Origin of the sequence: Ruegeria sp. HKCCA5463 (assembly GCF_013034175.1) — a bacterium.
In the GTDB taxonomy this organism is placed as follows: Bacteria; Pseudomonadota; Alphaproteobacteria; order Rhodobacterales; family Rhodobacteraceae; genus Ruegeria.
The window spans coordinates 17,217-29,335 of the sequence record NZ_WQFL01000017.1 but is presented as its reverse complement, the minus strand read 5'-3'; the positions used below and the strand labels follow the sequence as shown (position 1 = coordinate 29,335).

The window sequence follows — 12,119 nt, the reverse complement described above, 5'->3', positions numbered from 1 at the left end:
AGACGTTCGAGCGGACAACAGCGAATGACCGTATCGAGCCCACTTCTACCAATGCCGCGCGGTGCACCAAGGACAGCTTTTCCCATATCCGAAAAACTTGCTGACCCGAAATTGGCTGAGTGCATCATGCGGCATCAGCATACTAAGGCCGAAATAGTGCGTATCCATACTTTTCTGTCAGCGACTTCTTTTGAAGCATTGCCGTGGCAGATGCAGCTGCAAATCCAAAGCCAAAAAAAGTGCCGGTAAAAATTTCGGCTACACCAACTGTGACACTCGCAGCCAGTGTGTACGGAGAATCCAGCGCTTTCCATGCACCTAATTTCTTGAGCTCTTCATTAGCCAATCTGATCTGCGCACGATACTTTGCTTCCACATTAACCTCACCAGCAGTCATCCGCGTCAGCCATTCAAAAATAGCTTCCTGAAAATGAGTAATGTACTTATGGCCTCTCAATCGTAGGACATCGTCTATACTGCGAAGGTACGGGACGCACTTGACCTCGTCGAGATGTATACGAAATAGCTGAAACGCGTCTTCGCCCATAGACCTATCCAATTTACACTTCTGGCCACCAAAGTCTGTCAAAATTGGGAAGCCCGTTGCCAGAGCTCTCTGCGTTAAGCCGCGCATTTCTACATATCTTGCGAGAATCCGCGGCGCAAACCTGTTTGCCACACTGAACCCACCAATGTAGTCGGCTATCTCGTTTTCGTTCTCCAATCCTTGGATGCGGAGTTTTTCTTGTAAATCCTTTATGTGATGTGCAGGAAATTCATAGTCTTGCGGACTGGGCAGTCCGTGCGAGTTTTGAAGCTCGTGCAATTCTCTAAGGTCGCCAAAATTTAGATCGAAGTAATCGCTGTCATGTGGGAATTCGCCGCCCCATGCTCGCAACAGCATAACTGCATTTTCGACATGCATAGGGCTTAGTATTGAATCACCACCGGCGATCATCGGCCATATTGCTTGAATTGATTTTTCTTGAGCCCGTGAAGTAAAATTCCCCTCCGTTCCGCCACCGCCGCCCAAGTTGTCGAGATAGCTTTTTACCAACAAGCTGGGTTCCTTATAAACCTCTCGCGGTATTGGCCGAGCTAAGCCTTCGCTATATAGACGTTCCACAGCTCTTTCCTGAAGGACACAATTTTCAATTGCTATCTCCGCCTCTTCAAATAGAACAAGAGCTAGCAGTGCATTCTCCAACGCAAAATCTAAGGCATTCTCCGTAGAGACCAAATTCGCAGAATTTATTAGCAGATTGGATTGATCTCTATCGAGAAGTATGCGTCTTCTCGTTCTGTTTTCCGCCTTCTTCATCTTTGATGATGCCCCCTTCGCAACAAAGATTTACTACATAGCCGACTTACCGCAAAGCCGCGTTGCTCTTAGATGCTGAAAAATGAATGTTTGCCCAAAGCGGTCATTGGATTGGGCGCGGCGTACGGCGGCAAAGTCCGCAAGGTGGACGTTCAAGCAAGGTGCAGCGAACGGCTGCTACGAGCCCAAAGTTGTCGCTTAAAAAGGGAGCCAGGAGATTTGAGAGCCCATTAGGTAAACCGCTATTCCTAATCGCGCAGAAGCCCACCATAGAGCAGTGTTATCCTCCCGCCACGCCAGCGACGTTGACATATAGGGCGTACACAGAATGGCTTGCTGCCATGAAAAGCCGGCTGTTGGCACGGCCTCCAAAGCAGAGATTGGCACATCGTTCAGGCAAAGCGACGCGACCTATAGGAGTTCCATCAGGGGCAAAGACCATAACTCCGTCCAGTTCGGCATCACCCATGCCCCAACCGCACCAGAGATTACCGTCCACATCCACGCGGAATCCATCTGGCGTGCCTGGACCTGCATCGATTAGCACTCGCTTGTTCTGGATCGAGGCACCATCTGTATTCACGTCATAAGCCAGAATCTTTCGAGACGGTTCACCACGCGATTCAACAACGTACAGCACGGTCTCATCGGGGCTGAAGGCCAAGCCGTTTGGCCCTAGAATGTCATCGGCTACTACTCTCAGTTTTCCGGTGCCGGGGTCCAGTCGGTATACGTTCTGGCCTAACTCTGGTTCGGCGCGATGACCTTCGTAGTTGCCCGAGATGCCAAACGGTGGATCCGTGAACCAGACACTGCCGTCGGATTTGACGATCACATCATTGGGCGAGTTTAGACGCTTTCCGTCAAAGCTCTCGGCTAGCACAGTGATTGACCCATCATATTCTGTACGCGTAACCCGTCGTCCACCGTGCTCGCACGTAATCAGGCGACCTTGCCTGTCCCGGGTCTGACCATTGGCGAAATTCGAGGGCTGACGATACGCCGATGACTGTCCGGTAACCTCGTCCCAGCGCATGATCCGGTTATTCGGAATATCACTCCATAGCAGATATCGCCCGTCACCGAACCACACTGGCCCTTCACACCAGCGACAACCAGTTGCCAATCGTTCTACGCCGGCCAACGGCAGCCTGTACTTTTCAAAGCGCGGATCGAGCGCCACAACGGATGGGTCTGGATACCGCTGGGAGGGTTGCCAGCTATTTTCGAAGTCATTTTTGTCCGTCATAGATCATCCTCAGTGTGGCGCCTGCTCAAGCTATGTGACTGGTCTTGAATTGAACAGGGCAGGCTATGCACTCGGTCCAAAGATCGACCAGCCTGTCGCACGAACTAACTCCTGAAATGCGATAGTCGCCAAATGGGAGTTGCCTTTTTGATCTAGCCCGGGGCTCCAGGCGACTACAGATGCGATACCAGGTACAATGCACAAGATTCCGCCACCAACACCGCTTTTCGCTGGAAGGCCAACACGGAAGGCGAACTCACCCGAGGCATCATAAGAACCACACATCATCATCAGTGCGGTTACTCTTCTGGCTCGCTGTGCCGACAATACTGTGGCACCGGTGGCCGGATTTTGACCCGCTGCGGCGAGAAAGCGGCCCGCCAATGCTAGCTGTTCACATGACATTGCGATGCTACATTGGCGAAAGTACAGAGACAAAACATCCTCTACCGGCGCGTTTAGATTTCCTTCCGCCTGCATAAAATGCGCAAGAGCGCGGTTTCTGGACCCAGTTCGCATCTCAGACTCTGCAACTGACGCATCGACCTCGATCGAGTTGTCCTCCGAAAGCTCTTGGCACAATCCCAAAAGGTCGTTGACTGCTTCATCAGAAGAACGGTCTTCGAGCAGAACATCTGCCACTATGATCGCACCTGGGTTGATAAACGGGTTCCTTGGGATTCCGCGTTCGTGTTCAAGCTGAACGATTGAATTGAATGGATCGCCGGAAGGTTCCCGACCGACTCTTTGCCACAAAGTGGCACCAACCTGTTGAAGCGCCAATGTGAGCGAGAACACTTTTGAAATGCACTGAATCGAGAATAGCGTGCTCGCGTCTCCAGCGGAAATTAACGGGCCGTTGATTGGTGCAATGGCAATACCGAATTGGTTCAGATCAACTGTGGCGAGTTCTGGAATGTATTGCGCCACTTTTCCCCTTTCGGACATGCCGGAAATGCGATCTGCGATATCGTCCAAGACTTCCTGAAGCGTCTCGCTATCGGTGGTTTTGAGTATCGGCATGGATCTCCTCCGTCCAGACAGTGTGATCTACGCCCTTGCTAAGTTCGGGAAATTTGCTTGCGACAAAGCGAGGTTCAAGGTTCTGTCGGCGTTGCGAAAAATAGTCCACCGTTAATTTGTATACGGTGCCAGACAGGAGCACTATTGCCACCAAATTGATGGTTGCCATTATTCCCATGGCGGCATCCGCGAAATTGAACACTGTGGCAACAGCTTGCACAGCGCCCCAAACAACCATTGCAAGGCAGCCCAAACGCAAGATGTAAATCGGCAGCTTCCCTTCCAATTTTAAGAACGTCATCGCGTTTTCGGCATATGAGTAGTTGCCAAGTATGGATGTGAAGCCAAAAAAGACGATAGCAATCGCTATGAAGTGGCGACCGATTTCGCCGAGATGGACCGCCGCCGCGTCTTGAGTCAGTCGCATTCCGGTAGGTCCATCAATTTCGATTGCGCCTGACAAGAGAATTAGCAATGCAGTTGCCGTCGCGACCAAAATCGTATCCACAAAACACCCGAATGCCTGAACGAAGCCTTGGCTGGAAGGGTGGTGGGGCTCAGGTGTGGCAACCGCTGCAATGTTCGGTGCTGAGCCCATGCCCGCTTCGTTGGAGAAAAGTCCCCGTTTTATGCCGTTAAGGGCAGCAGCCATGACGCCGCCTGTCACGCCTCCGGCAGCTTCTTGAAGGCCAAATGCCCCTGCAACAATCGACCACAACATAGCGGGTACTTCGGAAATGTTCAGGACTACCACAACACAGGCAAGCAAGAGGTAGAGACCTGCCATGAGCGGCACGACAATCTCAGCGAACTTTGCGATGGTCCTTATTCCACCGAATATGACCACGGCTGCGGCTGCGGCCAGCGCTATGCCAACGATCAATTTGTTCAACCCGAACGCGCCCTCGAAAGCTTCGGCGATCGAGTTGGATTGGACGGCGACAAAAACCAAACCAAAGCTAACAATCAGGCAGATCGAAAAAATGACTCCGGCCCAAGGAGCATTCAAGGCGTTGGCCATGTAGAACGCTGGGCCTCCTCTGAACCTGCCGTTGGACGATGTGACTTTATAGAGTTGGGCCAAAGTACTTTCAGAATAAGCCGTGGCCATTCCAACCAATGCTACGATCCACATCCAAAAGATGGCGCCCGGACCTCCTAAGGTCAGGGCCACAGCTACGCCAGCCAGGTTTCCAGTGCCGACGCGTGAAGCCAAGCTTACCGTCAGCGCTTGAAACGGAGTAATACCTCTTTTGTCCGTGCTCTTCGAAGACGTGAGTACGCGCACCATTTCCCCAAAATGAAGAAACTGAAGTGCGCCAAGACGAATTGTAAAAAAGATACCGGTTCCAAGAAGTCCGTAAATTAATACGTAGTTCCAAAGAACCGTGTTTATGCCATTAACCAATACTTCCATAGCACGCCTCTTAATAATTCAAACACTTCCCGGAAGACAAAAACAGTCTGCCTAGTTTTTCATCATGCACAAAGATGCGAAAATTGTCAGGAATAAGCTGCGCGGTATCAATAAAAGGTTGACGTGGATAGCACTGAAATTGAGGCACAGGCATATAGCTACGTATCCATTTGGCAATTCGCTTAGCGGTAGTTCAGGCCAATTGCTGCGAACGACAGCGTCGAACCCAAAGAGGCAAATGCTGCGCTTTATGCGACTGTCCCATTTGATTGGATTCTTCGGAAAGCGGCAAAGCGTTCGTACAATCCCAGTGCAGCCGACGGCTGCTACTATCACAATGCAGAAATGCTTGAAGGGCAGCGTGCTCTTAAGTTGTCCCGCGCTGTTTCAACTAGTTGCAGATAGGCAATTCTAGTGGCCGTTGTTTAGGCAAGGAAGCTCTCCAACTATTTATGATCGGTTGGAGGCTACTTTTGGGCCAGAACTTTGGTGTGCCTATTGCTTGCAAGCAAGCTGCGTTCCAATAAACTCCTGCTCGCGATAGTGATTTCCCCTTTTTCACAGCCTTAGCGACAGCATTGATATCCTTGGATTCCGGGTAGATATACAGGGTCGTCGGATTCCCTTCCACAAGGGCCAATATCTCTTTTGAGGCAGACTGTGACCAGGTTGTGCAGCCGTTGCTACGGCCACCAGTGTAGTTCACAAGTTTTCCGTAGGGGACATAGCCGTCGTTGTCTGCATGAGTGCTTCGAGGATTTTTGAACCTACATTGCCACTTAAGGAAAACAGCGGGATGGCCTCCAATGGCGCGCTCCCGAGCATTGCTCGTTTCTCCTTCCCCATCAAACAAAAGAAAGGTGCGGTAGAACGGCTGCGTTTTGCCGGAATGACTGTAATAACCCTTGAAGGACGTGCGGGTTTCAGCCGTCACATAGGCACCGCCGGCGGTTAGTTTAGACCCTTCTGCATTGCTGAAGTTCTTCGCGCATTGCCGACCATTTGAAAAATTGGCGTTCTTTAGTTTTCGGCCATTGCCATAGCCGGACGAAACCGCTCGGAAGGACTTTTGTGACTCGCAGATGACGTAAAACCGCTTGCCCGGATTGCCGTTTCTTACAGTGCTTGGGCGGGTTGCATCCTTGGCAAGGTAGCAGGGGTTCTTTACTTCGCCTCGTCGTACTTTCTCGATGTAAAGTGCTCGCGCCCTGTTCAGAACGATTGGTGCGATTTGCCCATCACCTGTTCCCACGTGTTTTTGTAACCAAGTTGGAACATCTTGCGATAATGCTTCGACGCGGTCCGGAAAGAAGCCTACCGAGATGGCAATTGCCGCGGCAGAGAGTGTGAGACGGAGTGAATTCGGTAGCAACTGGAGATCTCCTGCTAGAATGTCCTCCTGGCCAGTCTAACACAGTTCTTATACTTCACGACGCCAGCCAGGTGTACCAACGAAGCTTCGTGTTGCCACAAATCCCACACTACGTTTTTTGGGGGGCTAACACTTTGCGCAATTAGGCTGCCATGTTGCGTAGAATTCTGGACATTCAGAGTTTTGCTTCCAAATAAATGCTATGGCCACACGTCGAAAGTTCCTGTTCTTAACCGTAACCGCAATGGCTGCTCCGTACATAGCGCGGGGACAAACGGTAGCGCTGAATAATGTGATAAGCGGTCTGCCGCAGTTGCATTCACTTCAAATTCAACGCGGAGATGAAGTCATTTTCGCTAAGACTCAACAGGGTGCAGGCCTAGACAGGCCAGCTAACATAAAGTCCTGTTCGAAAAGCATTGTGGCTCTGTTGCTTGGGACGGCGATCGATCGGCAGGAAATCCCATCTGTAGACGCCACCCTGCGGGAGGTCGCTCCGCAGCTCTTGCCTGCCAATGCTACACCCGGCACCGAAAGCATAACCATGGAGGATCTGGTGACGCTGCGAGCCGGTCTCGAAAGAACCTCTGGCAGTAACTATGGGGAATGGATCAGCTCTCCTAACTGGGTCGCGGATGTATTGACACGGCCGATGGTTGCTGAGCCAGGACAACAGATGCTCTATTCCACTGGATCAACTCATGTTCTTGGTGCAGCGTTGACCGAGGCTGCCGGCCAAAATCTTTTGACGCTCACGCGTGAGAGGCTGGGAATACCTCTTGGTATTGAGATACCTGCTTGGACGAGAGATCCACAGGGTTACTACCTAGGAGGCAATGAGATGGCAATTACTCCAAAGTCGATGTTGAAGATCGCGGTGTTGCTTCGGGACCGCGGGGCCTTTGCTGAAAGGCAAATTATTCCTGAAAGCTGGGTCTCGGAATCGACCAAGCCATATGGCCGCTCGGCTTACTCTGGGTTAGACTATGGGTATGGTTGGTTTCTGACGCCTTCGGGTTATGCTTTGGCGCGTGGGTACGGAGGGCAAATTTTAGCTGCTCATACTGACCGAAACCTAGCCGTAGCAATCACATCTGATCCTACTCGTCCGGCTCGTTCCGGAGGATACTTTGGAGAATTGGTAAGATTATTGGACGGTCCAATCTTGAACGCCACCTAATTAGAGCTTTCTGTGGAAGTTGCCGAGTGTGTTACAAGGGTCAATATCCGCAACGGGGGCGTAGCGCATTAATGTCGTCGATTTTCCTTGATTGAGCCCCATCTAGTTGAGGAAATCGACGTGGAATTTAATGGCCACGTTGACAACACGGTCATACCCAGATTGGATGGAGCTCGCCGGATTTCCTCCTCCAAGTTCGGCGAGAAATTGAAAAAAACCTTTCCAGAAACAACTATAACTGAATGGCTCTCGCAGCCAACATTAACCAAGGCTGTACGATCACAGTTAAAAGTCAGCTTTGTCCGCTACTCGGACCATGGTCCTGTTCAAACCAAAGTCCGGTTCCGCACATAAGCAGTCAGAGGGACGTCAAAGCAGACGTTGCCCCCGTGCTGAGCCCCATGGCTATATGTATATGTGTCCTGTTTCTTGTGACGCCTCTCGGATCAATTTCCGGTTTGGCGTCACAGTATTTAGGACGGCCTCGATTCAAACTGGCTCAACCACCACCCAACCGTCACAACCATTGGGACGGAGTGTCCTGTTTTTTGTGCGGGGCTTCTGTTTTTGCCGCCAAGACACGAAACGCTTCGTTGCTGGTTTTCCGTCGCGTGTCGGCACTTCGCCCAGCGCCCAGACTGATGCCTTGCCGATACCAGACGGACCAAGATGCGGGGCTTTTGTCATGGTAATGAACCCGCGTTGCTGAAGTTCACGAAACCAAGGGCCAACCGTGTTGCGGTGAACGTTTAACGCCGTTGCCGCGTCGCGGTGGCTTAGAATGATATCGCCGTTGTTTGATCCGTTGTAGCGGCGTTTCAGTTCGACGTAGAGCGCCCTTGGACCCGGTGGCAGGGTTGCCCAGGCTTCAGACGCTTGCAGCCACTCAGGAAGCTGGACATGACGCCCAGTCCCCTTTTTCTGACGTTTGTACGGCCTTGCCATTACTTGCACCCTTTCTGGGTCATCAGGGCCAGCCAAACGCTCACTTCGCGGATTTCGGTCTTGTGTGAAATTATGCGCTCGTCCAATAGCGCCTTGCACGTCCAGAGAATCCGTCTCTGGTTTGAATACCATTGATTGCTGCTCATAACCGTGTGCCCTTCGTTGTTGAGCAAACAAGGCGCTGGGCGTATGGTGCAGACGTTCCCGCAAAGAACATTCCCGCCCCACGCCCAGGCGCCAGGTCTGGGTGGGGTGGGTCTTATTGCCTATGTGCGGCGATTGCAGCGTCGATATCAGCTTCGGCCCAATACAGGCGCGAACCGATTTTCACGGGCTTGGGCAATCGGCCCAATTCCACGTCGCGGTAGATAGTGGTGCGGCCTCGGCCACCGAGTTTTTCTTGCAGGTCGCGGAAGGTGAGATAACGCATCTGAGAACGCTCCTTTGTGCTGCGCGGTACACAAAAGGTCGGCCATTTTTTCGAATAGGGGAATAAGGAAACAAGATGTTCCCCTAGGGGACTATCAACTTCCCCCACTTGCTATAATCCGTGTCAGCTAGGCCTCAAACTACGTATCTGACTTACTAATTCGTTGGACGGTGTAACCGGTGGGTAACTGTTCTCAATCGTGCCGCCTTCAAACTGCACTTTCCATAAGTTCCAGTCTGATACGCTAGGCCAAGCTTCGATAATTCGCTGATAGTGCGAAACGGTGGACACCAACTTGAGTGTTTTAGGCAGTGGTTGGACCATAGGATGTGAGGGCCCACTATCAGCCCCGATAAGAGTTTTTGCCGCACAAATATGTGCTGCTGACCTGTATTTTCGGAAATAGGATTTGATCGTGGAGATGTCTCCAACAATAGCTTTCTCTTGGTAATCCCACCCGTTGGGTTTAGGTACCTTAAACAGTATCTTGTCGGAGCTGTACGCTAGCTCAGATGCGATTTTACTCGCTTCGTTGATGCTTGTTGGACTGCCGTCTTCATTTAAGTGCGCCATTATCAACGCAACTATGCCAGACAGATACACTTGTGCAGAGCGTTTATTTAGAGCGTGCAATACACTCTGAGTCACATCGCTGAAACGCCAATTCTTAGGGTCAGAATGATGGCTATGAAACTCTGATTGCAAAAGCTGAAGCGCCTGCAACGCACTTTTGTCGTCGTATGCGTAGAACGCCAGAATATCGAGGCTTTGAACAGCCGTCGGTTTAATACTTCCGTCGTTTTGGTTAATATAGAAGCAACGATTCATAGCTGTACAATCTTCTGGTCCGCTTTAGCCAATTGTTGCCGCGCCCATCGATCCATTAGCGTTTTTCTTTGTTCAAGAAAATCCGTTCGTCGATAACTCCGCTCCACAGCTCCGCCGACAACATGGCCCAGCGCCGTCTCTGCAATATCGTGCGGGGTATTGGTCGCCTCGGCAACCCAATCGCGGAAGCTGGATCGAAACCCGTGCGGACGCTCCACCATGCCGCGCCGCTCCATAAGCTTGCTCATGGTCATGTCCGATATCACGCCCTTGCGGACACCGGGGAATAGGAAGCCATCTCTCGCAAACGGAGTGGCCTCAGCAATTACACTTTGGGCCTCTTTCGACAACGGCACCCGGAAATCACTTGTCGCACCCTTGCGCCCTTTCATGGCCTCTGCGGGGATTGTCCAGATATCACCGTCGATCTGGTCAAGGTGCAGGTAACGCAGGGGATAGCTACGCACCGCTGTCAGTATCAGAAGGCGCAGCGCCAGTTCAGCGGTCGTGCCGCCATCCAAGGATTGATAGAACGCGGGCACATCCTTCCACGGCATGGCCGGGATATTGGTCACCTTGTGCCTTTGCTTGCCCAATAGGGCTTTAGCCTTTTCCGTCGCCTGCAGATCCACGTCCAAGCCCAGCGCTGCCGCATGGCGCATACAGATAGACAGGCGGTTCATGGCTTTGCGCGCCGTATCGGCCTTGGTGTGCCAGATCGGAGCAAGGGTGTCGCGTATGTCGCGCTGGTCAATCTGCGATACGGGCATTTTTCCCAGCTTCGGCAAAACGTGCAGTTCCAAGGGGCTGAACCACCGCCCAGCCTTCCCGTCGCCTTTCAATTCGGCCTTGCGGCTTTCAAAGGCGTCTTTGGCGATGTCGGCCAGAATGTTGAGATTGCGTTGAGCTTCGCGGCTCTGGCGTCCCCGCTCCTTTATGGCGTCTTTGCCAACCCGCACCACCGCCTGCCATTTCTCGGCTGCTTGCCGCGCTGCTTTCAACGAAACCGCCGGGAAGCTGCCAAGCCCCATTTCATGCCGCCGCCCGAACAGGGTGTAGCGCAGAAACCATTGCGCGCCGCCATCGGGCCGCTTGTGAAACCATAGACCGCCCCCGTCCGAATACTTGCCTGGGGCTTTAGCCTTGAGTTCAGCGCTGGAAAGTTTGTGTTTTGGCCGTGCCATTCCATATCCACCTTTCTACCCACCCCTAGATATGGGGTATAGTGGTACAGAATGGTATGGCGTGAAACAAATAAATGTATATTTCAGACATGGTTAGAGCAAGATGGGTGTTCCATGGTGCTCCAAGATTTTAGTTTTGGATGCCCTTCAGCGGCACCAGATTTCATCGAAATCGTAAGGGAAAAACTTCCGCAAAGAAAGAATTGTTCTTACTATGTTCTTGCGCCGGGATATATATAACGCGGTTAAAACGGACATCCGCACGCTCTATAGCGAATGAACGCTTCGAGCCCGTATTGACCGATGCTGCACTGATCACGAGCGTCTGGTCTCAAAAAAACGGGCCAAAATGTCACAAAATCAAAAGCGATTTTGTCAATGGTTCGTGACACAAGATTTATGAACGATTTCGGTGATGGTGCGAAAAGTGACAGAATCGACCGTTTTTGCAACAAACCGACCTGAGTTCTGCCATTTTGAGTAGAGACTGTGATGGGTTCGGGGCACTTATCTTCCCAAGGAATGTGTTGACACTGGCGGCTCCCATTCCGAGACTATGCAAACCGTTTCACCTCCTTGAGGTTCGCCGTTTGCCTAACCTAATTGCCTGTCCATCATGCGGCAAAGAAGTCAGTCGAAGGGCTCGATCCTGCCCACAATGCGGAGAACCAGAACCGGGAACGGCACAGCGGCAATATGACAAAGAGAGGCTTCTGAGCGAGTTTCAGGGTCGAGTTTTGCCCGCCAAAGTGATCCATATCGTCGATTTTGGCGCTTATGCGCAAATCTCCTATGATGGGATGATTTTTGATGGTCTTGTCCACGTCTCACAACTCTCGAACTCGCGCTTAGAGCACCCTAGTGAGATAGTTTCAGAAGGAGATACTATCTCCGTAAGAGTCCTGGGAATAAGTGAGCACGGTATACCCCGCTTATCAATGAAGGATGCGTGACCGGGAATTCTAAGATTTACATCGATCAACTCAGGGCGGTGCACGCACTTCAAACCCAATTCGACCGTTTTTGATAATGCGGCAATCGTCAAAGCAACCATTGGCGTAGCCGCAGCGAAGGGGCGCTTTGTCCGCATAGCGATCGCTCGCGATATTCGGGCGAACGACTACAATGAACCCATTTTCGCCCTGAAACATGAGCGCGTTTTTGGTGAAG

General features: G+C 51.7%; 12 protein-coding genes. 2 read left to right on the top strand and 10 right to left on the bottom strand.

Annotated features, from left to right (window positions below):
- Positions 1-142: 142 nt before the first annotated feature.
- The 5 genes from GOW09_RS21640 to GOW09_RS21620 all read right to left on the bottom strand — a co-directional run bounded on the left by GOW09_RS21640 (position 143) and on the right by GOW09_RS21620 (position 6,382).
- Positions 143-1,321 carry a hypothetical protein gene (locus tag GOW09_RS21640; protein ID WP_171120911.1) on the bottom strand — a complete coding sequence of 393 codons (1,179 nt, stop codon included), beginning with the start codon at positions 1,319-1,321 and terminating at the stop codon, positions 143-145.
- Positions 1,322-1,601: 280 nt separating this feature from the next.
- Positions 1,602-2,570: an SMP-30/gluconolactonase/LRE family protein gene (locus tag GOW09_RS21635; RefSeq protein WP_171120909.1), complete on the bottom strand. Its 969-nt coding sequence runs from the start codon at positions 2,568-2,570 to the stop codon at positions 1,602-1,604.
- Positions 2,571-2,633: 63 nt separating this feature from the next.
- Positions 2,634-3,593: a glutaminase gene (locus GOW09_RS21630; protein WP_171120907.1), complete on the bottom strand. Its 960-nt coding sequence runs from the start codon at positions 3,591-3,593 to the stop codon at positions 2,634-2,636.
- Positions 3,568-5,010, bottom strand: a complete 1,443-nt coding sequence (locus GOW09_RS21625; protein ID WP_171120905.1) for a sodium:alanine symporter family protein — start codon at positions 5,008-5,010, stop codon at positions 3,568-3,570. Before GOW09_RS21625 ends, GOW09_RS21630 begins: the two co-directional genes overlap by 26 nt.
- A 391-nt stretch (positions 5,011-5,401) precedes the next feature.
- Positions 5,402-6,382: a hypothetical protein gene (locus GOW09_RS21620; RefSeq protein WP_171120903.1), complete on the bottom strand. Its 981-nt coding sequence runs from the start codon at positions 6,380-6,382 to the stop codon at positions 5,402-5,404.
- Positions 6,383-6,584: 202 nt separating this feature from the next.
- Between GOW09_RS21620 and GOW09_RS21615 the strand changes: the two genes are divergently transcribed.
- Positions 6,585-7,562: a serine hydrolase gene (locus GOW09_RS21615; protein WP_171091906.1), complete on the top strand. Its 978-nt coding sequence runs from the start codon at positions 6,585-6,587 to the stop codon at positions 7,560-7,562.
- A gap of 489 nt (positions 7,563-8,051) precedes the next feature.
- Here the strand turns inward: GOW09_RS21615 and GOW09_RS21610 are convergent, their stop codons facing one another.
- The 5 genes from GOW09_RS21610 to GOW09_RS21585 form a co-directional block, all read right to left on the bottom strand.
- On the bottom strand, positions 8,052-8,639 hold the full coding sequence (locus GOW09_RS21610; RefSeq protein WP_253282529.1) for a hypothetical protein: 588 nt from the start codon (positions 8,637-8,639) through the stop codon (positions 8,052-8,054).
- 127 nt (positions 8,640-8,766) lie between these two features.
- Positions 8,767-8,937: an AlpA family transcriptional regulator gene (locus tag GOW09_RS21605; RefSeq protein WP_171120901.1), complete on the bottom strand. Its 171-nt coding sequence runs from the start codon at positions 8,935-8,937 to the stop codon at positions 8,767-8,769.
- A 123-nt stretch (positions 8,938-9,060) separates the two neighbouring features.
- Entirely contained in the window at positions 9,061-9,765 is a 705-nt protein-coding gene (locus tag GOW09_RS21600) for a hypothetical protein (protein WP_171120899.1), read from the bottom strand.
- Positions 9,762-10,949 carry a site-specific integrase gene (locus GOW09_RS21595; protein WP_171120897.1) on the bottom strand — a complete coding sequence of 396 codons (1,188 nt, stop codon included), beginning with the start codon at positions 10,947-10,949 and terminating at the stop codon, positions 9,762-9,764. The genes GOW09_RS21600 and GOW09_RS21595 overlap by 4 nt, the downstream gene beginning before the upstream one ends.
- A 614-nt stretch (positions 10,950-11,563) precedes the next feature.
- Positions 11,564-11,773, bottom strand: coding sequence for a hypothetical protein (locus tag GOW09_RS21585; protein WP_171120871.1), 210 nt, complete (start codon positions 11,771-11,773; stop codon positions 11,564-11,566).
- On the opposite strand from GOW09_RS21585, the gene GOW09_RS22925 reads away from it, so the two are divergent.
- Complete coding sequence (locus GOW09_RS22925) at positions 11,699-11,902, top strand: S1 RNA-binding domain-containing protein (protein WP_371808067.1); 204 nt, start codon at positions 11,699-11,701, stop codon at positions 11,900-11,902. The two genes, GOW09_RS21585 and GOW09_RS22925, sit on opposite strands and share 75 nt — an antisense overlap.
- Positions 11,903-12,119 lie beyond the last annotated feature (217 nt).